Genomic DNA, 24,289 nt, shown 5'->3' on the forward strand with positions numbered 1-24,289 from the left:
GGCCGCACTGTGCGGCCGACCCCTCCCTCACGTGTGCTCCGGTCCGCGCGGGTCCCGCGGCGCGGCCCCGCCCTCCGGCTCGGTCCCCTGCGGGCCGACCAGGAAGGGGCGCACCATCTCGGGGGTGACCCGGGCGGCGAAGGCCACCGACTCCTCGAACGAGGCGTCCTGCGCGGTGTAGCCGCCCGCGCCCGCGCCGACCGTGACTTTGAGGTCGGCCAGCGAGGACGGGCGCTGGAAGAGGGTCTGGGTCCAGGACCAGCCGATCACCGCCGAGTGCTCCACCGTCGCCTGGGAGCGGCGCAGCGACCCCCAGCGCACGCTCACCCGCTCCCCGTCGTGGCCGTGGCCCAGGGAGCGGTACCGGTCCACGCCCAGGGGCACGCCCAGCACCGCCAGGGCCGCGGCCGCCCAGGCCAGCCACGCCGCGTCCAAGGCCAGGGCGACCGCCAGGAGCAGCACGAACGGCCCCGAGGAGCGGGTCAGACGACGGTAGAGTGCGGCGCGCGGATGCCGGTCGAGGCCGCCCCGGTACCGGGCCAGCGCGCGGTCCACGACGTCATCGACCACCGCGCGGGGCCCGATCGGCAGCAGCACCGCGCGGTTGGCGGTGTCGCCCAGTCCGGTGACGATGGCGCGCAGGCGCACCGCCCCGCGCAGGCGTTCGAGGGGGTTGTCCAGGAGCTCGTACCCGCGGATGCGGCGCTTCTCCAGCGTCACGCTGCGCCGGGTGAGCAGCCCCCGCTCGGCGACCAGGGAGCCGTCGCGCTCCCTGAGGGTGAAGCCCCAGTGGGTGAGCGCGTAGGAGACCACGGCGAACACCGGCATCAGCAGCACCAGCGCGCCGGCGAAGAGGGCCGCGGACAGCAGGATCAGGCTGTGGTCGGACGTGGTCACCCAGTCCACGACGTAGTCGGTGGCCAGTTCCCCGGCGGTCTGCTGGACCATCCCGAACAGGGTGGCCAGGACCGCGAACGGGGTGAGCAGGTACCCCAGGCTCAGCGTCCCGTACAGGTACCACGAGCGGGGCATGGCGAAGTGGGTGACGGTGTCGTCCTCCCCGGGGGGCCCGGTCGCCTCCCCGGGTTCCGGGGCGCCCTCCCCCGCGCCGGGCCCGCCCGGCGCGGCGGGCGGGGCGGCGGCCCCGACCGCGTGTCCGGTGAGCACCGCCCTGCGGTGCAGCAGCACCCGGCGCAGGCGGTCGGCCTCACCCGCCGAGACGGCGTCGAGCTTGCCGTCCTCGGTGGCGCCCGCGGAACCCGCGGCGGCCTCGACGCGGACCACGGCCACGCCCAGCATCCGGTGCAGCAGGGTGCTGGTGACGTCCACGCCGCGCACCCGCTCCAGCGGGATGGTGCGCTGGGAGCGGCGGAGCAGGCCCCGGCGGATCTCCAGCCGGTCCCCGGCGACCTCGTAGCGGGTGGTGCGCCAGGTGACGATCCCGCCGACGAGCAGGGCCACGACGGTCGCTCCCGTGGCGGCGAGCACCCAGGCGTTGAACCCGCCGAGCACCAGCCCGGCGACGATCGGCACCAGGAGACCCCGGAGCTGGTTGATGGGACCCACGACCACGCTGCGGGGGCTGAGGCGGCGGGCGCGCTCGGCGCCGAAGGTCTCCCCGCCCCCGCCGTCCTGCCCGCCCCACCAGTCGCGGGGGCCGTCCGAAGGCTCCGGGCCCGGTTCCCGGGGCGCCTCGGCGCCGGGGCCCGGAAGCGGGTGGGCGCCGGGGTCCTGGAACGCATGCGCGCCGGAGCCGGGGGGCGTGTGGACGCCGGGGCTCCAGGGCGCTCCGGCCCCGGGGATCCGCGGCGCGTGGGCGTCAGGGCTCCAGGGCGGCCGGGGATCGACGGCCGGGCCGTGGTCGGCGCTCTCCCCCGTGCCCCGGCCCGAGGGCGCGGGACCGCTTCCGGGGGCGACCCAGCCGCCCCGGTCGTCGGGGTCGGCCGGGTCCGGCGGGCCGTGGTGTCCGGCGTGTCCGTCCATCAGGTCGCGTCGTCCCGCAGCGCGCCGGCGCGCACGGCCAGTTCCTCGCTCAGCAGGCGCGCCTCCTCGGCGTCCAGCCCCTCGATCGTGGACGACCCGGCGTAGGAGGCGGTCTGCACCTCCAGCGTCGCCACGCCGAACAGGCGCTCCAGCCACCCCTGCGTGTGGTCGACCGTCTGCAGGCGGTTGACCGGGACCAGCTGCCAGGAGCGGCTGACCCAGCCCGCCCGGGTGTAGATGACGTCTCCCGCCACCTCCCAGCGGTGCACCCGGTACCTCCACGAGGGGACGACGGCGATCTCGACCAGGGCGTAGAGCGCGTAGACCCCCGGCAGCAGCCAGGCGTTGTCCCGCGCCCACGGCGGTATCCACGTCCAGCCCAGCGACGAGACCGCCCAGGCGACCGCCGACAGCAGGAGCAGGAGGAAGACGCTGGCGAACAGCAGGCGCAGGGTCCACACGCCGATCGCCCGGCCGCTCACGCGGCGCAGCGGCGGGCGCAGCCGCACGGGCGCCTCGGGTCCGGGCGTTCGCGGCGGCTCCTGGGGGCCGGGGGTTGCGGGGGTGTCCATCACGCGCACGAGTCTAGGGCCTCGCACCGCGCCAGCCCCTTCCGCCGCGGGTCGCGGACCCGACGGCGGCGACCGCCTCCGCGCGGGCCGCTGGCGGAAGGAACCCGCCGCCTGACACGCGCTGACACCGGCGCCCGTTTCCTGGGGATTTCTCCGTCGTGCGCTGTCAGCGTTCTGTCAGACCGGTTGGTCAGACTTGACAGCAGACGTTGACATCTGGAGGAGCGATGACTGACGCCATCCGCGCGGAGGGCCTGGTCAAGCAGTTCAAGGGCAAACGGGCCCTGGACGGCGTGGACCTGAGGGCCAGGACGGGGGCCGTGCTGGGCGTCCTGGGACCCAACGGCTCCGGGAAGACCACGACGGTGCGCATCCTGGCGACCCTGCTGCGCCCCGACGAGGGGCACGCCGAGGTGGGCGGCTTCGACGTGGCGCGCCAGCCCCACGAGGTGCGCCGCCTGATCGGGCTGACCGGCCAGTACGCGGCGGTCGACGCCGACCTGACCGGAACCCAGAACCTCGTGCTCATCGCCCGGCTGCTGGGCTTCGACCGGGCCGGGGCGCGGGCGCGCTCGGCGGAGCTGATGGAGCGCTTCGAGCTCTCCGACGCCGCCGACCGCCCCGCCAAGACCTACTCGGGCGGCATGCGCCGACGGCTGGACCTGGCCGCGAGCCTGGTCGGCCGCCCGTCGCTGCTGTACCTGGACGAGCCGACCACCGGCCTGGACCCGCACAGCCGCAACGGGCTGTGGGACGTGGTGCGCGGGCTGGTCGACGACGGTGTGACCGTCCTGCTCACCACCCAGTACCTGGAGGAGGCCGACCAGCTGGCCGACGACCTCATGGTGCTCGACCACGGCCGGGTGATCAGCGAGGGCACGCCCGAGGAGCTCAAGAGCCGGGCGGGCAACCAGGTGCTGGAGGTGCGCACCGTCGAGACCGGGCAGCTGTCCCTGGCCACCAGGATCATCGAGGCGGTCACCAGCACCCCGGTGTCCTCCGACGGGCTGCTGGCCAGCGTCCCGGTCACCGACTCGGCGGTCCTGCCCGAGGTGGTGCGCCGCCTGGACGAGCAGGGCGTGGCCGTAGCCGAGCTGTCACTGCGCAAGCCCAGCCTGGACGAGGTCTTCCTCGCCCTGACCGGGCACGCCGCCGAGGAGGAGGCCCCCCGGGGGGCCGTTGACGAAGGGACCAGAGCATGAGCGCCGTGACGACCCGGACGCCGTCGGCGCGGGAGGACACGCCGACCACCCCGGAGCGGATCAGTCCGCTGATCACCGTGCGCAACGGCCTGCAGCTGGCCACGCGCAGCGTGCTGAAGATCAAGGCCAATCCCGAAGAGGTCTTCGGGCTGATGCTGCAGCCGGTCATGTTCGTGACCCTGTTCGTCTTCGTCTTCGGACAGGCGATGATGGGCGACTGGCAGACCTACCGCGACTTCCTGATGCCCGGCATCATCGCCCAGTCGGTCATCTTCGCCACGCTGGGCACCGGCTTCTCGCTGAGCGAGGACGTGGAGAAGGGCATCTTCGACCGGTTCCGGTCGCTGCCCATCGCCCGCTCGGCCCCGCTGACGGGCGCCATCCTCGGCGACCTGGTCCGGTACTCGATCACCGTGGTGATGGTGCTGGTGGTGGGCCTGGCCATCGGCTTCCGCCCCGAGGGCGGCGTGGTGGGCGTGGTCGTGGCGGCCGCCCTGGTGCTGCTGTTCGCGTTCGCCCTGTGCTGGATGTCGGCCTTCATCGGCATGATCGTGCGCACCCCCATGGCGGTGCAGGCGTTCGGGATGATCCTGATGTTCCCGCTGACCTTCAGCAGCTCGGCCTTCGTCAGCCCCGACGACATGCCCAGCTGGCTGCGGGTGGTGGCCGCCAACAACCCGGTCACCCACGTCGTGGACGCCATGCGCGCCCTGATGCTGGGCTCGGGCGATGCCACCGGCCCGGTGCTGTGGACCGTGGTGTGGGCCGCGATCATCACCGCGGTCTTCTTCCCGCTGGCCGTGTGGGCCTACCGGCGCCGCACCTGACCCGCTCCCGGTGAGAACCCCTCGCGCGGCCGCCCCGGGGTGCCCGGGGCGGCCGCGCGCCGTCCGGCGGCGCCCCCTCCGTGCGGGGGACGGTCTCCGAACGGCCTACCCGCACCCCGCCGGAGCGCGAACGCCCCGCCGGAAGCCGAACGCCGCGGGCACGGCGGGCGAGGGGTCAGGGGCGCTCCGCGCCACCGGGCGCGTCCCCGGCCAGCCAGGCGTCCACGAGCCCGTGGACCCTGTCGGCGCTCATGCCCCGGACCCCGGCGAGGACGAGGCCGTACTCCCGCTCGCCCAGCTCCCGGCGCGCGCTCTCGCGGGCCCGCACCACCAGGGGCGTGGCGGTGTCGGGCATGCCGCGCAGCACCTCGGCGCAGGCCAGCAGCCAGGCGCCGCGCCGCGGGTCGTCTCCGACGGCCAGCACGGCGAAGGTGTCCAGGATCTCCGCGCACACCGGGCCCAGGCCGTGGTCGGCCAGCCGCCACGCGAGCCGGGCCTGCTCCCAGGCCTCCCCGGTGTCACCGGCCTTCCAGGCGACGGTGGTGTACAGGGTCCGCCAGCCCGCCTCCACGTAGACGGGCGAGAACCCGCCCAGGCCCTTGAGGTCCTCGCCCGCCCGGTCCAGGACCGCGCGGGCCGCGTCCGGTTCCCCCGCGTCCCGCAGCCACTGGCCCTCGGCCAGGCGCAGCAGCACCATCTGTTCCCTCTCCACGGGCCGCTCGGAGCCGAGGAGCTCCCGCAGGTCCGCGCGCGCGGCCTCCAGGTCGCCGATGTCGGTGAGGACCTGGGCCCGGCGGACTCGGAACATCCAGTCCAGCGCCTCCAGCCCCGCCTCCTCGGCCCTGCGCACGCCCAGGGTGAGCAGGTCGCGGCAGCGGTCGAGGTCCTCGAACCGGTACAGGTCCACGGCCTGGACGAGCGCCTGGCACTCGCCCCAGGTGTCGCCGCACGCGCGGAACTGCTCCAGGGCGGCGTTCGCGCGTTCCATGGACGGCCCGGTGCGCCCGTTGACCGCGTCGAACAGGGACAGCAGCACCCCCACGAGGGCCCGCATCCACGGGTCGGCCTGGTCGGCCGCGGCGGCGAGGCGTTCGTGGGCGGCACCGGTCGTCCCCTCCAGCAGCGCCCTGTAGACCAGGCCGTAGACGAGCATGTGGTGCTCCTCCGGCCGCTGACCCGCCTGTTCCAGGACGGCCTCGACCCCGCGTATGCGCTCCAGCACCGTCTCGTGGTCGGTGGTCGTGTCGGCCCGCTGGAACAGGCAGCTGGCGTAGGCCACGGCGCGCCCCTCGGGCACCCGGTCGCCGACCATGTCCAGGACGTCCACGGCCCAGTGGTGGAGCTGGCGCCAGGAGCCGCACAGGGTCCAGTACCACTGGGTGCACTCGACCAGGTCCAGTGCCAGCGCGCGGTCCCGGCGCTCCACGGCCCAGCGCACGGCGGCGCCGCAGTTGTCGGCCTCGGCGGCCAGGCGGGCGAGCAGCTCCCCCTGGCGCGGGCCGCGCAGCAGCGGGTCGGCCCAGCACCACAGGTCGCGGACGTGGCGGGCGTGCGCGTCGCGCACGCGCTCCTCCTCTCCGCTCCGCGCCAGGCGTTCGGCGGCGTAGGCGCGCACGGTCTCCAGCTGCCGGTAGCGGGGCGGTGTGTCGTCGCGGTCGGGGTTGTCGGCGATCACCAGGGACTTGTCGACCAGGGCGAACAGGACGGTCCACGCGTCGTGGCCGCCGATCTCCCCCTCGGTGCCGGGGTCGGCGCAGACCCGCTGGACGGCCTCCAGGGTGGCTCCCCCGGCGAAGATCGACAGGCGGCGCAGCAGGCGGCGCTCGGGTTCGTCGAGCAGCTCCCAGCTCCAGTCGACGACGGCGCGCAGGGTGCGGTGGCGCGGCAGAGCCGACCGGGCGCCCCCGGTGAGGAGCCGGAAGCGGTCGCGGAGCCGGTCTGCGAGCTGGGCGGTGCTCATGGAGCGCAGGCGCGCGGCGGCCAGCTCCAGGGCCAGCGGCAGGCCGTCCAGCTCGCGGACGACCCGGACGACGTGGGCGACGTTGTCGGGGGTGACCCGAAAGCCGGGGCGTACGGCGGCGGCGCGTTCGGCGAACAGGACGACCGAGGAGCAGGCGGCGGCCCGGTCGGCGGAGGCCCCCTCGGGCGGCATGTCCAGGGAGGGGACGGTCAGGAGCTGTTCGCCGGGCACGCCCAGGGGTTCGCGGGAGGTGGCCAGGATCCGCAGGCCGGGGCAGCGGGCCAGCAGCGTCGCCACGGCGGGGGCGACCTCCTCGACGATGTGCTCGCAGTTGTCCAGGACGAGGAGGACGGGGCGGTCGCCGACGAAGGAGACCACCCGTTCCAGGAGCGGGACGAGTGCGGCGGGCCCGGCGGGGGACGCGGAGCGCGCCTGGAGCACGGCGTGCTCGCGCAGTTCCAGCGCGGAGGCCAGGGCCTGGGGCACGTCCGCGGCCGTCCTGGAGGCGAGTTCGACGAACCAGCCGCCGCGGGAGAGCAGGGAGGGCGCCCGCGCGGCCAGCGCGGAGGCGCTCTCGATCGCCAGGCGGGTCTTGCCCGCGCCGCCGGGGCCCAGCAGGGTGACCAGGCGCTCGCGGGTGAGCAGGTCGACGGCGGTGTCCACCTCGGCGTCGCGCGGCACGAAGCTGGTCAGGGCGGCGGGCAGGCGCAGGGGCGGGGCCGGAAGCGGGGAGGGCTCGGCGGAGGGGGCCGCGTCGAGTTCGCCGCGCAGCAGCCTCAGGTGCAGGTCGCGCAGTTGGGGCGAGGGGTCGAGGCCCAGCTCGTCGGCCAGATGGGAGCGGAAGCGCTCGTAGGCGGCCAGGGCGTCGGCGGTGCGGCCGGTGGCGGCCAGCGCGCGCACGAGGAGCGCGAGGGGGCCCTCGCGGTGCGGTTCGCGTCGGCACAGGGCCTCCGCCTCGGGCAGGACTTCGGCGTGCAGTCCCAGGTCGGCCAGGGCGCTCAGCCGGTCCTCCAGGGCCGCGCGGCGGGTCTCGGCCAGGCGCAGCGCCGTGTCCTCGGCCAGGCCGTGCGCGGTCAGGTCCGAAAGGGCCGGTCCGCGCCACAGGGCGAGGGCATCGCCCAGGTCGCGGGCGGCGTCGGCGGCCCTGCCCGCGGCGAGCCCGGCCCGCCCCCGTCTGACCAGGGACTCGAACTCGGTCAGGTCCACCTGCCCGGGTTCGACCGCCAACCGGTACCCCGAGGCGTCCCCGTCGATGCGCGCGCCCTCGCCCAGCGCGCGGCGCAGGCGGGAGACCAGGGCCTGGAGGGCGTTGCCCGCCGACGCGGGCGGGCTGCCCGCCCAGACCGCGTCGGTGAGCTCGTCGTTGGCGATCCGCTGGCCGGGCCGGAGCAGGAGGAGGGTGAGCAGCGTGCGCAGGCGCGCGCCGCCGATGGCGACGGGCCGCCCGGTCGCGTCGTGGACCGCCAGGGGCCCGAGGATGGAGAACCGCACCGACCCATGATCACCGATCGTACGGACGAACGCTCTCCGTGAGGGTTCGCCCCCGTCCCGTTCCCGCCGGACCGCGACCGGCGGGGCGCGGTCGGCGGGGCGCGGTCGGCGGGGCTCGGCCGCGACAGCGGGGCCCGTACGCGGGCCGCGGCGTCCCGCGCGGGAGCGCGCGAACGCGGACGGGAGACCGAACGCCCGCCCGACCGCAGTAGGGTTCGCTGGGGAACGTGTCGTCGGCGCCCGCCCTGCGGAGCCGCCGTTCCCCCGCCGGTCCGGCGCCGGGTCTCCTCCGAGCGCCGCACCCGCGTCACCGAGATGTTCGCCTCCACGGCCCGAAAAGCAGGAGTCCCATTGTTCCCGGCCCTCCCCTTCCCCCGGACCACCGGTGCGCCGCGTGCGGCCCGCCCGTCCCCCGGTACGCGCGCCGGCGCGGTGGCGGCCGGGGCCGTCGTGGTACTGACCACGGGCTGCGGGATCCTCTCGCCCGCGCAGAACGGCGACATGCCCGACGACATCAACGTCACGAGCCCGCTGATGCAGGAGGGGGAGCCGCTTCCGGCGGCCTACTCCTGCGAGGGCGAGGCCGAGACCACCGCGGAGGGCGAGGGCGACACGGGCGGCTCCGAGGACCCCGAGGAGGCCCAGCAGGCGTACTCGCCGCCGCTGAGCTGGTCGGGGCTTCCCGACGAGGCCGGGTCGATCGCCCTGGTGATGGACGACCCGCAGGTGGCGCAGGTGTTCTGGGTGGTCTACGACCTGGACCCCGAACTGGTCGAGCTGCGCCAGAACACCGTTCCGGCCGACGCCAAGCAGGGCCAGAACAGCATCGGCGAGTCCGCCTACGACCCGCCCTGCCCCGAGCCCGACGAGGCCTACGAGTACCGGTTCACCGTGTACGCCCTCCAGGGTCCGCTGGACCTGCCCGAGGGCGCGACGCTGAGCGCCTCGCTGGAGGCGATCGCGGACCAGGCCGTCGCGCGCGGTTCGCTGGTCACGCGCAGCGAGTGACATAGTTCACCGCGGGCGCTGCCTCCGGAACGGCCCCGGACGACCCGACGGAACCGGGGCCACGGTGATTCCTGGAGGAAGCTCCCGTAGCCCTCTGCACACGGAGCACGACAACGCATACAGTGGGTCTGTGCCCCCCGCCCCATTTCAGATGACCGATACTCGTCCACTCGCCGCGCGGCGCCCTGACCCGAAACCGCACCGGACCGCCTGCGTCCCCCCGCGAGCGCAGGCCGAACCCACCGGATCACCGCGGTCCCCGGAGGTCACCGCCTCCCCTCGACCGGCCTCCTCTCGGCCGGTCACCGGTGCGACCCGGGCGCGGCCGACCTCCCCAAGGTAGTGCGTACACCATGACCGTCACCGTCATCATCATCATCGCCGTCATCGTCGTGCTCGCCGTGCTCGTGCTCCTGCTGCTGGGCATGCGCGCGCTGAGCTCCGGCTCCCGCGAGGACGACTACGACGACGAGTACGAGCACGAGGACGCCGAGGGCGACGACCGCGACGAGGAGCGGCCGCGCGGTCGCGGGCGCGGTCGGGAGCGGGCCCGCGGCGGGGATCGCGGACGCGGCGGGGGCCGGGGTCGCGACCTCGACGAGGACGAGGACGACGAGGAGCCGGAGTCGCGCGGACGCGGCCGCAGGTCCCGTCCGGGCGGCGGCACCAAGGCGGAGCGGCGGCCGCGGGGCAGGCGCAAGCTCGACGCGGACTGGGACGACGATGACGACTCCCTGTCCGACAACGACTTCTGGTCGAGCCTGGGCGAGGACGGCCCGGCGCAGCGGCCCTCCGGTGCTCGGGACGGGCGCGGGGACCGGGACTCCGCCGTCACCGTGACCGCCCACGAGTACGAGGACGACGACTACGACGACGGGTACGGGGACTACGAGGGCGAGGAGGCGTCCGGGCCCCCCGGAGCCACCACGGTCATGCCCGCCGCGGGAGGCCGCGGGAGCGGCGACCCCTCCGCCGACCTGGCCGTGCTGGCCAGCCTGGGCCAGGGCAGCGGACCCCGGCCGGCGGAGGACGACGCGGAGGAGCCGTCGCGGGGCCGGGGCCGCAGGCGGCGCGGGGCCGAACCGGCCGGCGAGGACGAGCGCGCCCTGCCGCCGGGGGCTCCGCCGCGTTCCGCGCTCCCCCCCGCGCGGGAGTCCACGCCCCCGCAGGGCGTCCCCCAGCCCTCCCAGCCGGCCGCACCGGCCGCCTCGGCCCCGGACGACCCCCTGGGCACCGGTTCGTGGTCGCCCCGTTCCTCCTACTCGCCCTCCTCCACCGATCCGTTGGGCTCCACCACCGGCGCGCACGACCCGCTGGGGGCTTCGTCCGGCACGCGCGACCCGCTGGGGTCCTCCCCGGGGCGCGACCCTCTCGGCGGGTCCGGTTCCGTTCCGTCGACGGGGGACCCGTTCCAGGGCCGCTCGTCCTACGACAGCGGGTCGATGAGCCGCTCGGACTACCCGGGGACCGCCGGTGCGCGGAGCGCGCCCCCCGCCGATCCGCTCGACCCGGCGTTCCGGCCCCCGGCCCAGGACGCGGGCACGATCTCGCCGATATGGTCCAGCATGGACACCGGCGCGCACCAGCGCTCCGAGCTCGGCTTCGGCGGCGGACAGGGCGGCGCGGGCACGGGCCAGACCCCTCCGGGCGGCGCGGGCGATCCCGCCGACCCGCTGAGCGGCGGTTACCGGCCGCGGCCGGAGTCGTCCCACACCACCGGCACGCACCAGCGCCCGGCCTACGACACGGGGTCCCACCAGCGTTCGGCCTACGACACCGGCGCCCACCAGAGGTCCTCCTACGACACCGGAGCGCATCAGCACTCGTCCTACGACACGGGCGCCCACAGCCACGCCGACTACGGCGTCCCCGGCACCGGACGACCCGAGTACGACACCGGCAACCACACCCGCCCCTCCTACGACACCGACTCCTTCAACCGCAACGACTACGACACCGGAACCCACCACCGCTCCCCCTACGACAGCGGGACGCACCAGAGGTCCTCCTACGACACCGGGGCACACCAGCACTCGTCCTACGACACGGGCGCCCACAGCCACGCCGACTACGGCGTCCCCGGCACCGGACGACCCGAGTACGACACCGGCAACCACACCCGCCCCTCCTACGACACCGACTCCTTCAACCGCAACGACTACGACACCGGAACCCACCACCGCTCCCCCTACGACACCGGCGCCCACAGCCGCCCGGTCCAGCCGGACCCCAACCCCCCGCTGTGGGGCGGGCAGCCCGCCTACCCGTCCGCGTTCCCCGGTGAGGCTCCCGGGTACCCGCAGGGCGGTTACCCGACGGGCGGCTACCCGGTGGACCAGGTGCGCGGGGACGCCCCGGCGGGCTACGGCGAACAGGCCCCGTTCGGCTACCCGGCCGCGGACACCGGCGGCTACCCCGGCGCCCCGGGCGGCTACCCGTCCGGCGGCCAGCCCCAGCAGCCGCAGCAGCCCGGCTACGGCGGCTTCCCGCCCGCTCCGGGCTGGCAGTCCGGTGAGGAGGAGCGGCACCCCGGCGGGCCGCAGGCGCCGGGGCCGTACCCGGCCGACCCGCACGACCCGCACGGCCACGGCCGCAACCGTTACGAGGGCGGGTACGAGGACGGCCGCTTCATCTGATCTTCCGGACGTCCGCAACACGCGGTAGCGACCCTTTTCCGGCCCCCTGGTCGCACGAGAGGTACATCACTTCACACCCCGAGGCGGTGGGCGAATCCACCACCTCGGGGTTTTCTCTGTCCGGATTTGTCCACAGGACATGTGAAGACAGGAAAATGGTTACCGAACGAACAACAGACCGTAACACTCCGTGGCGAAAAATGGCTACAGTTGGTGATTGTCAGGGCACTCTTAGGGACGTCCTCTCATCCCGCGTTTGCACGCGCACCCCCCGGACCGGACACCGCAGTCCCCGTGCGCCCACGCATCACTTGCCTGGTCCAACCCGAACGGAGTAACCATGCGCAACGACGCCCAGGGGGTAAAGCCCGAGAAGCCGCCCGCGGCCTCATCCGGGTCCCACGCCGACCGCCGGAAGGGGATCGCCGCCGACGTCGGCGCCTCGCTGGTGGTCTTCCTGGTCGCCGTCCCCCTGTCCCTGGGGATCGCCGTCGCCTCCGGCGCCCCCCTCATCGCCGGGATCATCGCCGCCGTGGTCGGCGGGATCGTCGCCGGACTCGTCGGCGGGTCCGTGGTCCAGGTCAGCGGCCCCGCCGCCGGTCTGACCATCATCGTCGCCGACCTGATCATGACCTACGGCTGGCGGGTGACCTGCCTGATCACCCTGCTGGCCGGGCTGGTCCAGCTCGCCCTCGGCGCCTTCCGCATCGCCCGGGCCGCCCTGGCCGTCTCCCCCGCCGTGGTGCACGGCATGCTCGCCGGAGTCGGCGTCACCATCGCCCTGGCCCAGCTGCACGTGGTCCTGGGCGGGGAGCCGCAGAGCTCGGCGGTGGCCAACATCGCCGACCTGCCCCACCAGATCGCCAATAACCACACCCCGGCCGTCGCGGTCGGCGTCATCACCATCGCGATCATGTTCACCTGGAACAAGCTGCCCTCCCTCGGGCGGCTGCGGCCCGCCGTGGTGCCCGCCGCGCTGGTCGCCGTGGGCACCGCGACCCTCATCTCCACCACGAGCGGCTGGCAGGTGCAGACCGTCGTCCTGCCCGGCTCCTTCGCCGACGCCTGGAACGGCCCGATGCTGCCCGAGGCCGGGCAGTGGGACGGCATCGCCCTGAGCGTGGCCGCCGTGGCCATGGTCGCCAGCGTCGAGTCCCTGCTCGCCGCGATCGCCGTGGACCGCATGCACAGCGGCCGCCGGGTGATGCTCAACCGCGAGCTGTGCGGCCAGGGTGCGGCCAACACCATCAGCGGCGCCCTGGGCGGGCTGCCGGTGGCCGGTGTGATCGTGCGCAGCACCACCAACGTGCGCGCCGGGGCGCGCAGCCCGCTCTCGACCATCCTGCACGGCGTGTGGATCCTGCTGTTCGTCGCCCTGTTCGCGCACGTGGTCGAGCTGATCCCGATGCCCGCGCTCGCGGCGCTGCTGGTGTTCATCGGCGTGCAGATGGTCTCGGTCGCCCACCTGCGGGACCTGCGCCGCCACCACGAGGCCAGCGTCTACCTGGTGACCCTGTTCGGCGTGGTGTTCCTGGGACTCCTGGAAGGCGTGTTCATCGGCTTCGGGCTGGCCATGATCGTCTCCCTGCGCAGGCTCACCAAGCTGACCGTGACCACCGAGGAACGCGACGGCCGGGTGCACATCACCGTGCACGGCTCGCTCACCTTCCTGGGCGTGCCCCGGCTCGCGCACGTGCTGCGCACCGTCCCTGCGGGCTCACGGGTCGACCTGGACCTGCACGTGGACTTCATGGACCACGCCGCCTTCGAGTCCATCCACGCCTGGCGGGTGGACCACGAGCGCACCGGCGGCAGCGTCGACATCGACGAGGTGCACGAGAAGTGGTACACGCACAGCTCCAACCAGTCCGCGCCCGCCGCCAAGACCGCGCCCGGCGGCCTGGCCCGCTGGTGGGCGCCCTGGGGCATGCGCGGTGACGGCGAGCGCGAGGTGAACGCGCTGGGCCTGCTGGCGGCCGGCGCCCGCGAGTACCACTCCAGCACGGCCGACCGGATGCGGTCGGTGATGAGCCGCCTCTCGCACGGCCAGAACCCGACCGCGCTGTTCATCACCTGCGCCGACTCGCGCGTGGTGCCCAACCTCATCACCGCCAGCGGGCCCGGCGACCTGTTCACCGTCCGCAACATCGGCAACCTGGTGCCGCCGCGTGAGGCCACCGACGACCAGTCGGTGGGCGCGGCGATCGAGTACGCGGTGAACGTGCTGCGGGTGCCCTCGATCGTGGTGTGCGGCCACTCGCACTGCGGCGCGATGCAGGCGCTGATGGACAAGGCGCACCTCGAACCCGGTGAGGTCCAGACCTCGCACCTGCGCGGCTGGCTGTCCAACGGCTCGGAGAGCCTGGCGCGGGCGGGCGGGGAGTCCGGCGCCCTGACGGGCCTGCCCGTCGCGGAGGCGCTGCGCCGCCTGTCGCAGGCCAACGTGGAGGAGCAGATCGGCAACCTCATGAGCTACCCGGTGGTCCGCGAACGGGTGGAGGCGGGAGAGCTGACCCTGACGGGGATGTACTACGACCTGGAGACGGCGAGGGTGCACCTCCTGGACGCCGGAACGGGGGAGTTCGTCCCCGTGCAGGACGTCCAGGACGTGAACGACCCCGTGCCCCACCCGAGGACGGATGCGGACCACGGGGATCAGCTGGTGGAGGAGTCCTCGTCGGGCGCGTCGTCGCGTCCGTCCTGCTGAACGCCTGAGGCCTGGTAGGAGGCGAGCAGGACGATCACCACGATGGCCACGACCGGCAGACCGAAGAGAGCCACCCAGAAGGCGGTGGAGTCGAACAAGAGTCACCCATTCCCGTGAACGCGGATGCCCGCTGGGTCCGACCCCGGACGTCGGCCCACGGGCGTACGCGCTCCGGAGCTCGCCCGGGGTAGGGAGCGCAGGGGCCAATCTATCGGTGCCCGCGGGCACGGGGCCATCACCGGCGGGCTGTAGGACTGTACCCGTGCCCCAGGAGGGGCCCCTGGGCTCCGGGCCGAGCCGCCGACGAACAGAGGCGCGGCCTCCGGCACCGCGCCCGGGGCCGCGCCGCCGGAACACCACGGGTGGGGCCCACCGTTCCGCTCCTGGGCTCCGGTTGATCCGCCGTCCGGGACAGAACCGGAGCACGGCCGTCTCCCCCGCGCGAAGCGCCCGGTCAGAAGGGTGTGTGAGGGGGAGTCGGCCGGTAAGCCGGATTCTGTCGGTTCCGAGGAACCGGGCGGCCATCCATCTGGGACCGCCGTTGCCGACGGCCTCGGTGCGGTCTACCCGCGGACTCGGGCGGGCCGCCCTCGAACATCCGCGCGGGAACCCGAAGGCTCCCTTTTTGACCTTGCTCCGGGTGGGGTTTACCGAGCCGACCGGATCACTCCGGCCGCTGGTGGTCTCTTACACCACCGTTTCACCCTTACCACCGCGAGCGGTGGCGGTCTGCTTTCTGTGGCACTGTCCCGCGGGTCGCCCCGGGTCGGTGTTGCCGACCACCCTGCCCTGTGGAGTCCGGACTTTCCTCGAACACGCGCACCAGGCGCGGTCCGCGACCGCCTGGCCGACTCCCCTCGCGGCCCATTCTACGCCCGCCGCGGCGGCCCCGCTCCCCCTCGGGAGCTCACTCCAGGTGGGCGGTGTCGTTGAGGGAGCGCACCACCATGGGCCCGTCGGCGAACACGTCCACCTCGGTCAGGCACGCGGTGTCCAGGTGCATCCTGTACAGCGCCTCCAGCGGGGCGAGCAGGGCCTGCTGCACCAGCGCCTTGATGGGGGTCACGTGGGTGACCACCAGGACGGTGCGCCCCCGGTGCCGCTCGACCAGGGCCCGGCGGGCGGCGGCCACCCTGCGCGAGGCCGCCGCGAAGCTCTCCCCGCCGGGCGGCGCCGTCTCCGGGTCGGCCAGCCAACCGTCCACCGCGGCCGGGGCCTGCGCCCGCGCCTCGGCGAACGTCATCCCCTCCCAGTCGCCGAAGTCGGTCTCGACGAACCCCTCGTCGATCTCCACCGCCAGCCCGAGCGCCTCTGCCGCGTACGCCGCGGTGTCCCTGGTGCGGCGCAGCGGGGAGGACACCACCGCGTCGAAGGGCCGCGGGGCCAGGCGGCGCGCCGCCGCCCTGGCCTGCGCGTGCCCGTCCTCGGTCAGCGGGATGTCGCCCCGGCCCGCGAAACGGCGCTCCACCGACAGCGGCGTCTGCCCGTGCCGCAGCAGGACGAGCCGGGTGGGCGCGGTGTCGGGCGGCGCCCCCCAGCCGGTGCTCACTGCTCGGTCCGGCCGCCCAGACCCGACTCCTCGGTGCGGACCAGGATGCGGCGGCAGTCCTCGCAGCGCACGACCTCGTCGGCGGCCTGGGCGCGGATCTCGTTGAGCTCGACGGTGCTCAGCGCGAGCTTGCAGCCCCCGCAGCGGCCGTAGCGCAGCGGCGCCGCGCCCACACCGCCGTACTGGGCGCGCATCTTGTCGTAGAGGGCGAGCAGGTCGGCGGGGATCTCCTCGGCAACGCGCTCGCGGTCCTGGGTGGCCCGGGTGCGGTCCCACTGGATCTCGGCGGCGGCGGTGTCGCGGCGGGCCACGACCTCGGTGTGCTCGGCCACGACGCGCTCGCGCTCGGCGGTCAGGCGGGCCACCGCGGTGTTGAGCTCCTCGGCGCGCTCCATCACCTCCAGGACGATCTCCTCCAGCTCGGCCTGGCGGCGGCCCAGCGAGGTGATCTCCGACTGGAGGTTCTGGAGTTCCTTGGCGTTGGTGATCTGCCCCGACTCCAGGCGCTTGGCGTCCCGGTCGGCGCGCGTGCGCACCTGGTCGACGTCGCTCTCGGCCTTGCGCTGCTGGCGTTCGACGTCGGAGACACCGGTCTGCGCGGTGATCAGCTCGCTGTCGATCTGGTCCACCCGCTCCTTGAGCCGGGCCGCCTCGGCGACCTCGGGCAGGGTGCGCGCCCGGTGGTCCAGGCGCTGGAGGTCGGTGTCCAGGTCCTGGAGGGTGAGGAGTCTGGCCTGTGCGGCGGGTTCGGCTTTCACGTGTGACGTCTCCTGTGATGGCTGGGGAGGGCGAGTACGCCGCCCGCGCTCTACTCTGTGCAGTTTGGTCGGCGGTCCCGCGGGGCCCGTGGTCTCTCTCAGACGTGTGAGACGGCCTGTGACCAGGCGTCCGTGACCGTCGTCGAGACGCGGACCTCCACGTTAGCCCCATCCGGGCCGCCCGCGCGCCCGAGTGCGTCGACCAGGTGGCGCGCACCGTCGGCCAGCCAGGGCCACTCGCTGGCGAAGTGGGCGGTGTCGACCAGGGCGGGACCGCCCGGGTTCTCCACGAACTCCGAGGCGGGGTGGTGGCGCAGGTCGGAGGTGACGAACACGTCCACGTCGGCGGCCCGGGCCGCGCCGAGCAGGGAGTCCCCCGCTCCCCCGGACAGCGCGACGGTGCTCACGAGGCGGTCCGGGTCCCCCGCGACGCGGATCCCGGCGGCGGTGGCGGGCAGTCCGCGGGCCACCTGCTCGGCGAACTCGCGCAGGAGCACCGGCCGGTCCAGGGCGCCGATCCGGCCGATGCCGCGGCGCCCCTCGGGGTCGGTGGCGTCGGGGTCCAGGGGCCGCAGCGGCCCGGTGACGCCGACCGCGCGGGCCAGCGCGTCGGACACGCCGGGCGAGGCGGTGTCGGCGTTGGTGTGCGCGGTGTACAGGGCGGTCCCCGACCGGATGAGCCGGTGCACGATCCGCCCTTTGGGGGTGTCGGCGGCCACGCTGGTGACACCGCGCAGCATCAGCGGGTGGTGGGTGATGATCAGGTCGGCGCCCCAGGTCAGGGCCTCGTCGACGACCGCGACGACCGGGTCGACGGCGAACAGCACCCGCGCGACCGGCTGCGCGGGGTCGCCCGCCACCAGCCCGACCGCGTCCCAGGAGGCGGCCCACGCGGGCGGGTAGACCCGCTCGAAGGCGGCGGTCACGTCGGACAGGGTCAGGTGCGCGGAATCGGTGTTCACGGCCCCGACCCTAGCGCTCCCGCGACCGCCGGTGGGCCGCGGCCGGTCGCGGTTCACCGGCGGTCGCGGTTCACGGGCGGGACAGGCGCGCGCCGACGTCGCGCAGGCGCTCGGCGACCCCGGGCGGGGCGTCCAGCGTGAAGGGGACGCCCAGGGCCAGGGCCGCCGCCGTGTACTGGCACACCAGGTCGAGGGAGTCGGCGCTGATCCGGATCCGGCAGCGGTGGTCGTCCAACGGCTCGACCCGGCCGGGCAGGGGGCCGTGGAAGCGGCTGAGGAAGGCCTCGGGGGACAGCTCCAGGGTCAGGTGCGCGGTGTGGCTGTAGACGCCCGCGGCGAACAGGCGGGTGAGGAAGGCCGCCGGGTCGGGCGCGGGCAGCGGTCTCGGCTCGAACCGCCGGTGCGTGGGGCGCGGGCCGCTGGCCCGGTCCACCCGGAAGGTGCGCCAGTCGTCGCGGTCGGTGTCGTGCGCGATCAGGTACCAGTGCCCGCCGTGGGAGACCAGGTGGTGCGGCTCGACCCGGCGCGCTCGGACGTTGCCCTCCCGGTCCCGGTAGTCGAAGTCGGTGACGGCGAGGTCGCGGCAGGAGGAGGCCAGCACCCCCAGGACGGAGGGGTCCACACCGGGGACGTCGGGGTGGGGCACCGCGCTGGTGGCGCCGCCCACGGCGGCCAGCCGGGGGCGCAGGCGGGCGGGCAGGACGCGTTCGAGCTTGGCCAGGGCGCTCAGCGCGCTGTCCTGGAACCCGGTGGCGGTGGCCAGGCCCAGGGCGATGGCGACGGCCTCGTCGTCGTCCAGCAGCAGCGGGGGCAGGTCCCGCCCGGAGGCCAGACGGTAGCCGCCCGCCACCCCGGGCGTGCCCTCCACCTGGTAGTCGAGCCCGCGGAGCCGTTCGACGTCGCGGCGCAGGGTGCGGGCGCTGACGCCGAGCCGCTCGGTGAGCTCCGCGCCGCTCCACTCGCGCCGGACCTGGAGCAGGGACAGCAGCCGCAGCAGCCGCTGCGGCATCTCCCGGCGTACGGATTCGCCCATGAACGCAGACTGCCAGAGATCGCGGCCACGTTGTGACCGCATGGGTTCCTACGGTGGTCGGCATGAACGAGAACACGGGCACCACGAGCACGACGAGCGACACGGACACGCCGAGGGACCTGGCCCGGCGGGTGAGCGGACCGGTGCACGCGCCCGGGACCGACGCCTACGACGGGGCCCGCACGGGAACGCAGCTGCTGGACCGGCACCGGCCCGACGCCGTGGTGGAGCCGGTCGACGCCCGGGACGTGCGCGCCGCCGTCACCTGGGCCTCGCAGCGGGGCCTGCGGGTGACGGCCCAGCTGACCGGGCACGGGCTCGGCGCTGGCATGGCGGGCGGCGTCCTGCTCGCCACCCACCGCATGGACGGGGTCCGGGTGGACCCCGACCGCGGCACGGCGTGGGTGGAGGCCGGGGCCACCTGGCAGACGGTGCTCGACGCGGCCGCCGAGCACGGGTTGGCGCCCCTGTCGGGCAGTTCCCCCGCCGTGGGCGCGGTCTCCTACACGCTCGGCGGCGGCGTGGGGCTGCTGGCCCGCCGGTACGGGTTCGCTGCCGACCACGTGCGGCGCGTGGACCTGGTCACCGCCGACGGCCGGCTGCGGCAGGTCACCGAGGAGGGCGAACCGGACCTGTTCTGGGCGCTGCGCGGCGGCGGCGCGGGCGCGTTCGGCGTGGTCACCGGCATGGAGATCGACCTGTTCCCGGTCCCGCGGATCTACGGCGGGAGCCTGCTGCTGGACGCCGGAGCGGAACCGGGGGCGCTGGAGGCCTGGCGGCGGTGGGCCGAGTCGGCGCCCGAGGAGATGACCTCGGGGGCCTCCGTGATGGTCTACCCGGACATGGAGGGCGTGCCCGAACCGGCGCGCGGCCGCCAGGTGGCACAGGTGTCGGTGGCCTGGTCGGGTTCCCCGGAGGAGGGGGAGAAGGTGGTGGAGCCGCTGCGCTCGGCCGCCCCGGTACTGGCGGACACCCTGCGCGAGATGCCCTACGGCGAGTCGGGCGCGGTCTTCGACGAGCACCAGGACCGGGCGGGGTTCCGCGGCCGCAGCGTGCTGGTGGACCGGCTGGACGCGGAGGCGCTGGCCGAACTGATCCGGATGACGGGCGGGGCGCCGTTCTTCTGCGTGGTCTGGCTGCGCCACCTGGGCGGGGCGCTGGCCCGGGAGCCGCGGGTCGCCAACGCCGTCGGGCACCGGGACGCCGCCTACGCGCTGACGGTGCTGACCTTCGCCGAGACCGGGGACACCGAGGGGATGCGCGACCTGCGCGAGCGGGCCGCGGCGCTGTTCGGGCCGCACGCGGTGGGCCGCTCGTCCACGCTGGGATTCGGGCCGATGGAGGAGGACGAGGTCCGCGAGGTCTTCGACGAGGACGACCGTGCGCGGCTCGCCCGGGTCAAGGCCGAGTACGACCCGCGCGCGGTGTTCCACTCCAACCGGCCGATCCCGCCCGGAGGCTGGTGACCGGGGCGCGACCCGCACCGGAACCGCCGCCGGGAGCGGTGAACGCTCCCGGCGGCGGCCGCGCAGGACCGCGGTCCACCTGCCGGGCGACGCTCCACCGGAGCGGCGGCACCGGCCGCGCACGCGGACCCGCGAAGCGCGGACGGACAGCTCGGGGGCGCCCAGCCGTCCCGGGCGGGCCGGTGTGAGCATTGGCACGGACCGACGGCTCCGACCGGCCTCTAGGCTGGTTGGGCTATGGAGAACAGCGAGCAGCAGCGGCCCACGTCCCCGGTCGGCGCACACGTCCCGGTCGCGGGCGGCATGGCCGACAAGGGCCTGGCCTACGCCGAGGAGATCGGCGCGGAGGCGGTCCAGGTCTTCGTGTCCAACCCGCGCGGGTGGGCGACCAACGGGGGCGACCCCGCGCAGGACGCGCGGATGCGCGAGCGCGTCGACCTGCCCGTGTTCGTGCACGCCCCCTACCTGATCAATCTGGGCACCCCCGGTGAGGAGACCGCCGAGAAGTCGGTGCGCTCCCTGGAGCACGCGCTGCGCCGCTCGGCCCGGATCGACGCGCTGGGGGTGGTCGTGCACACCGGTTCGGCCGTCTCCGGCGGGCGCGAGGCGGGTCTGGCGCGCACCCGCGAACGGCTGATGCCGCTGCTGGAGAGGCTGGGCGAGGACGTCCCGCCGGTGCTGCTGGAGCCGATGGCCGGTCAGGGCCAGGTGCTGTGCGCGACCATCGACGACCTGGCCGCCTACCTGGAGGTGCTGGAGTGGCACCCGCGGGTGGGCGTGTGCCTGGACACCGCGCACATGTTCGCCGCCGGGCACGACATCTCCACGGTGGAGGGCATGCGCGCGGCCCTGGACCGCTTCGGCGAGGCGGTCGGCGCCGACCGGCTGAGGGTCGTGCACTGCAACGACTCCAAGGCCGCGTGCGGCAGCTGCAAGGACCGGCACGAGAACATCGGCGCCGGGCACATCGGCGCGGAGCCGTTCAGCGAGCTGTTCCGCCACCCGGTGAGCGCCGGTGTGCCGCTGATCCTGGAGACCCCGGGACCGGCCGGTCCGCACGCCGCCGACGTGGCGACGCTCAAGAAGCTGCGCGGGGCCTGAGGGACGATCGCCGGGGCGGTCAGTCCCGCTCGGCCGCGCTCCCGTCCGACCTGCCCTCGGCCTCGGGCAGGACCGGGAAGAGGGCGGTGTCCACCTGGACGACGTCGGTGTCGGGATGGCTCTCGGGGGTCCGCCCCTGGAAGCGCCTCCCCCAGGAGCCGAGGAAGTCGTTGAGCGCGTCGGCGAACTCGGCCGCCTCCTCCGGGGTCATCCGGGCGTGGCTGGTGGAGTCGTTGGCGGCGTCCTTCCACCTGCGCACCGCGGGCAGGTCGGGACTGTCGGAGACCAGCGTGGTCCAGTCCGCGAACCGCCTCTGCTTCTGCTGGTAGAGACGGCCGAGGACGGCCTGGGCGGCGACCCGGGTCTCGGGGTTGCTCAGGAACTCGTGCCCGGACATGCTCCAGCCGCCGGGCCGCATCCGCCACCAGCGCTCGCGTCCGCCCGTGCGTCCCGGTTCGTTGTCGATGAACCCGTAGCGCGAGAGCTGGCGCAGGTGGTAGCTGGTGGCGCCGCTGCTCTCCCCCAGGCGCTGGCCCAGGATGGTGGCGGTGGCCGGGCCGTTCAGCCTGAGCTCGTCCAACAGGCGGGCGCGCAGGGGGTGGGCCAGGCCCCGCAGGGCCCGGGCGCTGACCCGCATCTGCTGATGGGAGTCGGCGGGGACGTCGGCGTCGTCGTCGGTCATGGCCCTCACCGTACTGGGGGATCCCCTTCGCAAACAGTTCGCCGCAAAGCCCTCTCGGCGCTGCTGACACACGTGTGGCCCTCCTGAGGTGCGGCGGGGTCAGCGCCCGTCGGCGGCGGACGCCACGGCCTCGTCGCACAGCCGCGCGCACTCGGCGACGGACCCGCGGAAGACCAGGGGCGTGACCACCATGACCAGCCCGCCGACCAGGAAGGGCAGGGCGAGGTCGACCCGGCCCAGCAGACCGCCCAGCAGCGCGCCGACCGGGGACAGCCCCCACCCGACCATGCGGAAGGCCGCGGCCGCCCGACCGCGCACGTGGGAGGGGACCACGGCCTGGAAGAACAGGGAACCGGACACGTTGGTCACCGTCATACACAGACCCAGGACGCCCCAGGCGAGGGCGGCGGACCAGGCGTTGGGCACCAGGCCCACCGCCAACAGGCACGCCCCCATCCCCAGGTAGCCGCACATCATGGCCGTCCTGCGGCCGAGGCCCGCGACGAGCCGGGAGGCCAGCACCGCCCCCAGAACGCCTCCGACCGCGATCGACGCCAGGAAGAGCCCGTACAGGGCCTCGGGAACGCCCAACACCTTCTGGGCGTAGAGGACCAGCACCGAGGTGGCCATCTGGGTACCGATCATCATTCCGGCGTTGTTGAACGCCAGGCCCCGCGTCGGCGACTGCCCGAAGACGTAGGAGAAGCCCTCCCGCAGGGAGCGCAGGACGCCCCGGCCGGACTCCGTGCCCTCGCCGCTGTCCGCGGCGTCGGTGGACCCGGCGAGGTCGGGAACCCGCCGCAGCATGAGGGCGACGGTCGCCACCAGCACGGCGCACAGGGCGTAGGACAGGGCCGTCCCGGCCACGGGCAGGGCGGCGGCGACCGCGAAGAGCACACCGGCGACGGGGGTGGCCACACAGTCCTGGGCGACCAGGCGGCCGCCCTCCAGCCTGCTGTTGGCGCGGTCCAGCAGGCGGCCGGGCACGATCCGCGACACGGTGATCCGGGTGACGGGGTCGGTGACCGTCTCGCAGCAGATCACCACGAAGATCGTGGCGTACAGGGCCCACAGGGTGGCGCCGCCGGTGGCGATCAGCACGGCCAGGGCGGTGACGGCGATCGCGGCGACCGTGCTGGAGACCGTCATGGCGCGGAGGCGGTCGACCCGGTCCAGCAGCACGCCCGCGAACGGCGCGACGAGCAGCCAGGGCAGGAAGCGCGCCACCACCAGCCCGGAGACGGCGAGCGGGTCGTGGGTGAGGGTGGCGGCGATCAGCGGCAGGGCGGTGGCGAGCATGCCGTCGCCGAGGTTGGTGAGGGTTCCGGCCGCCCAGAAGCGGTGGAAGAGTCCGCCGAGGCGTTCGGTGCGCGGCGGTGCGGCGGAGGGTTCGGTGGTCATGGGGGTTCTCCTGTGTTCGGGGGTGCCACCACCGTAAGACAAAGATTTCTTTGCAAAGAGATACGTGCAGAGCTTTCTTTGCATTACTTTCGGGCGCGCCGCCGTCACCCCTTGACAGGAGCGCGGCAAAGGAACCTCCCCGCCACGGGAAGCCCTTCATGGGCGACAATGGAGGTCGTACGCCCCGGGCTCCGGGGCGGGTCCCGGCTCAAGGAATGAGGTGTCGCCGGATGGACCCGGTCTCCATGGTCTTCGGAGCCACGATCGCTCTCGGCGGGTTCCTGTTCGGCCGCCTGCTGACCAAACGCCAGACGCGGGCGGCACTCGACCAGCAGCGCAGGCAGGAGCAGGCCCGGGCCCTGGGCACACCGCAGAACCCCCAGCCCCTCTGCGGCTGCGGCCACCACCTGGTCTTCCACGACCAGCAGAACAAGAGGTGCCAGACCCAGGTGGTCATCCCCGGCCGCTGGACCGGGCAGGCCAGCTCCACCTACCGCCAGTGCATGTGCCAGGGCTACCGGGGTCCGCTCCCCCTCGACGAGTACTACGCCCCCGACTACCTCAACGAGACCGACGGCTGACCGGGCGCGGGAGCGTCCCGTGCCCGTCGGCGGGGGCGCGGCGAGGTTGTCCACAGGCGGTGACGGGGGCTGGCGCGGACCGGCCCCTTCCGCTTTCCTGGAAACAGGGAGCCCGGGCGCCGCCACCCCCGGGTTCCCTCCCTCCCGACCGCCTCCGATCGCCGCCCCCGCCTTCGACCGCAGAGACCGGCCCCGCGCGCGGGGACCGCTCCGCCCCGTTCTTTGCGGAACCGCCCCGTCGAGGCCCCCGCGCCGCGTCCGCCGCTCCCCGCGCGGGAACCCCGGCGAGACCACCGCCACAGTGCGCGAACCTGGGACACGGGGCCGACGGGATGACAATGTCCTTCCCCGCCACCAGAATGTCCCCGCA

Annotated in this window: 18 protein-coding genes and 1 other RNA gene; 8 read left to right on the forward strand and 11 right to left on the reverse strand. The window is 74.5% G+C overall.

All coding sequences use genetic code 11. From position 1 onward, the window contains the following. Positions 1–27: 27 nt before the first annotated feature. Together PV789_RS19160 and PV789_RS19165 are read right to left on the reverse strand one after the other, a co-directional pair. Positions 28–1,983 carry a PH domain-containing protein gene (locus tag PV789_RS19160; RefSeq protein ID WP_274973921.1) on the reverse strand — a complete coding sequence of 652 codons (1,956 nt, stop codon included), beginning with the start codon at positions 1,981–1,983 and terminating at the stop codon, positions 28–30. After that, positions 1,983–2,555, reverse strand: coding sequence for a PH domain-containing protein (locus tag PV789_RS19165; protein ID WP_475465403.1), 573 nt, complete (start codon positions 2,553–2,555; stop codon positions 1,983–1,985). Before PV789_RS19165 ends, PV789_RS19160 begins: the two co-directional genes overlap by 1 nt. Before the next feature lie 227 nt (positions 2,556–2,782). Here PV789_RS19165 and PV789_RS19170 point away from each other — a divergent pair, with 227 nt between their 5' ends. Together PV789_RS19170 and PV789_RS19175 are read left to right on the forward strand one after the other, a co-directional pair. Then, a complete protein-coding gene (locus PV789_RS19170; protein ID WP_248771170.1) occupies positions 2,783–3,757 on the forward strand; it encodes an ATP-binding cassette domain-containing protein in 975 nt (324 codons plus the stop codon). After that, entirely contained in the window at positions 3,754–4,584 is an 831-nt protein-coding gene (locus PV789_RS19175; protein ID WP_274973922.1) for an ABC transporter permease, read from the forward strand. Before PV789_RS19170 ends, PV789_RS19175 begins: the two co-directional genes overlap by 4 nt. A gap of 175 nt (positions 4,585–4,759) precedes the next feature. Here PV789_RS19175 and PV789_RS19180 read toward each other — a convergent pair whose 3' ends face one another. After that, complete coding sequence (locus PV789_RS19180) at positions 4,760–8,035, reverse strand: AfsR/SARP family transcriptional regulator (RefSeq protein ID WP_274973923.1); 3,276 nt, start codon at positions 8,033–8,035, stop codon at positions 4,760–4,762. Positions 8,036–8,386: 351 nt separating this feature from the next. Between PV789_RS19180 and PV789_RS19185 the strand changes: the two genes are divergently transcribed. The 3 genes from PV789_RS19185 to PV789_RS19195 all read left to right on the forward strand — a co-directional run bounded on the left by PV789_RS19185 (position 8,387) and on the right by PV789_RS19195 (position 14,386). Continuing rightward, positions 8,387–9,043, forward strand: a complete 657-nt coding sequence (locus tag PV789_RS19185; protein ID WP_274973924.1) for a YbhB/YbcL family Raf kinase inhibitor-like protein — start codon at positions 8,387–8,389, stop codon at positions 9,041–9,043. Between the two features lie 353 nt (positions 9,044–9,396). Further along, positions 9,397–11,679: a hypothetical protein gene (locus tag PV789_RS19190; RefSeq protein ID WP_274973925.1), complete on the forward strand. Its 2,283-nt coding sequence runs from the start codon at positions 9,397–9,399 to the stop codon at positions 11,677–11,679. A 340-nt stretch (positions 11,680–12,019) separates the two neighbouring features. Beyond that, on the forward strand, positions 12,020–14,386 hold the full coding sequence (locus PV789_RS19195) for a SulP family inorganic anion transporter (RefSeq protein WP_274973926.1): 2,367 nt from the start codon (positions 12,020–12,022) through the stop codon (positions 14,384–14,386). Here the strand turns inward: PV789_RS19195 and PV789_RS19200 are convergent. The 6 genes from PV789_RS19200 to PV789_RS19225 all read right to left on the reverse strand — a co-directional run bounded on the left by PV789_RS19200 (position 14,335) and on the right by PV789_RS19225 (position 18,688). Continuing rightward, positions 14,335–14,484 (reverse strand): hypothetical protein, encoded by a 150-nt coding sequence (locus tag PV789_RS19200; RefSeq protein ID WP_013153920.1) that lies wholly within the window; start codon positions 14,482–14,484, stop codon positions 14,335–14,337. The two genes, PV789_RS19195 and PV789_RS19200, sit on opposite strands and share 52 nt — an antisense overlap. Positions 14,485–14,855: 371 nt before the next feature. Further along, positions 14,856–15,241, reverse strand: an RNA gene (rnpB, locus tag PV789_RS19205) — RNase P RNA component class A. Positions 15,242–15,293: 52 nt separating this feature from the next. After that, positions 15,294–15,935: a histidine phosphatase family protein gene (locus PV789_RS19210; protein WP_274973927.1), complete on the reverse strand. Its 642-nt coding sequence runs from the start codon at positions 15,933–15,935 to the stop codon at positions 15,294–15,296. Continuing rightward, a complete protein-coding gene (locus PV789_RS19215; RefSeq protein ID WP_274973928.1) occupies positions 15,932–16,693 on the reverse strand; it encodes a zinc ribbon domain-containing protein in 762 nt (253 codons plus the stop codon). The genes PV789_RS19210 and PV789_RS19215 overlap by 4 nt, the downstream gene beginning before the upstream one ends. A 98-nt stretch (positions 16,694–16,791) precedes the next feature. Then, the gene (locus PV789_RS19220; RefSeq protein ID WP_274973929.1) at positions 16,792–17,655 is read right to left on the reverse strand and encodes a Nif3-like dinuclear metal center hexameric protein; all 864 of its coding nucleotides are present in this window, start codon (positions 17,653–17,655) and stop codon (positions 16,792–16,794) included. Between the two features lie 70 nt (positions 17,656–17,725). After that, positions 17,726–18,688, reverse strand: coding sequence for a helix-turn-helix transcriptional regulator (locus PV789_RS19225; RefSeq protein ID WP_274973930.1), 963 nt, complete (start codon positions 18,686–18,688; stop codon positions 17,726–17,728). Positions 18,689–18,750: 62 nt separating this feature from the next. Here PV789_RS19225 and PV789_RS19230 point away from each other — a divergent pair, with 62 nt between their 5' ends. Both PV789_RS19230 and PV789_RS19235 read left to right on the forward strand, forming a co-directional pair. After that, a complete protein-coding gene (locus PV789_RS19230) occupies positions 18,751–20,154 on the forward strand; it encodes an FAD-binding oxidoreductase (protein ID WP_274973931.1) in 1,404 nt (467 codons plus the stop codon). A 237-nt stretch (positions 20,155–20,391) separates the two neighbouring features. Beyond that, positions 20,392–21,255, forward strand: a complete 864-nt coding sequence (locus tag PV789_RS19235; RefSeq protein WP_274973932.1) for a deoxyribonuclease IV — start codon at positions 20,392–20,394, stop codon at positions 21,253–21,255. 19 nt (positions 21,256–21,274) lie between these two features. On the opposite strand, the gene PV789_RS19240 is transcribed toward PV789_RS19235, so the two are convergent. Beyond that, on the reverse strand, positions 21,275–21,937 hold the full coding sequence (locus PV789_RS19240; protein WP_274973933.1) for a winged helix-turn-helix domain-containing protein: 663 nt from the start codon (positions 21,935–21,937) through the stop codon (positions 21,275–21,277). Between the two features lie 99 nt (positions 21,938–22,036). Then, positions 22,037–23,338: an MFS transporter gene (locus tag PV789_RS19245; RefSeq protein WP_274973934.1), complete on the reverse strand. Its 1,302-nt coding sequence runs from the start codon at positions 23,336–23,338 to the stop codon at positions 22,037–22,039. Positions 23,339–23,568: 230 nt separating this feature from the next. Between PV789_RS19245 and PV789_RS19250 the strand changes: the two genes are divergently transcribed. After that, complete coding sequence (locus PV789_RS19250) at positions 23,569–23,919, forward strand: hypothetical protein (protein WP_274973935.1); 351 nt, start codon at positions 23,569–23,571, stop codon at positions 23,917–23,919. Positions 23,920–24,289: the final 370 nt, after the last annotated feature.

The sequence above is a fragment of the Nocardiopsis camelliae genome, from assembly GCF_028993595.1.
Taxonomy (GTDB): Bacteria; Actinomycetota; Actinomycetes; order Streptosporangiales; family Streptosporangiaceae; genus Nocardiopsis; species Nocardiopsis dassonvillei.

Coding starts and splice junctions, on each gene's coding strand:
- PV789_RS19230 (WP_274973931.1), top strand. CDS start 18,751: ATGAACGAGAACACGGGCACCACGAGCACGACGAGCGACACGGACACG.
- PV789_RS19235 (WP_274973932.1), top strand. CDS start 20,392: ATGGAGAACAGCGAGCAGCAGCGGCCCACGTCCCCGGTCGGCGCACAC.
- PV789_RS19175 (WP_274973922.1), top strand. CDS start 3,754: ATGAGCGCCGTGACGACCCGGACGCCGTCGGCGCGGGAGGACACGCCG.
- PV789_RS19165 (WP_475465403.1), bottom strand. CDS start 2,555: ATGGACACCCCCGCAACCCCCGGCCCCCAGGAGCCGCCGCGAACGCCC.
- PV789_RS19250 (WP_274973935.1), top strand. CDS start 23,569: ATGGACCCGGTCTCCATGGTCTTCGGAGCCACGATCGCTCTCGGCGGG.
- PV789_RS19240 (WP_274973933.1), bottom strand. CDS start 21,937: ATGACCGACGACGACGCCGACGTCCCCGCCGACTCCCATCAGCAGATG.
- PV789_RS19245 (WP_274973934.1), bottom strand. CDS start 23,338: ATGACCACCGAACCCTCCGCCGCACCGCCGCGCACCGAACGCCTCGGC.
- PV789_RS19195 (WP_274973926.1), top strand. CDS start 12,020: ATGCGCAACGACGCCCAGGGGGTAAAGCCCGAGAAGCCGCCCGCGGCC.
- PV789_RS19160 (WP_274973921.1), bottom strand. CDS start 1,983: ATGGACGGACACGCCGGACACCACGGCCCGCCGGACCCGGCCGACCCC.
- PV789_RS19190 (WP_274973925.1), top strand. CDS start 9,397: ATGACCGTCACCGTCATCATCATCATCGCCGTCATCGTCGTGCTCGCC.
- PV789_RS19170 (WP_248771170.1), top strand. CDS start 2,783: ATGACTGACGCCATCCGCGCGGAGGGCCTGGTCAAGCAGTTCAAGGGC.
- PV789_RS19225 (WP_274973930.1), bottom strand. CDS start 18,688: ATGGGCGAATCCGTACGCCGGGAGATGCCGCAGCGGCTGCTGCGGCTG.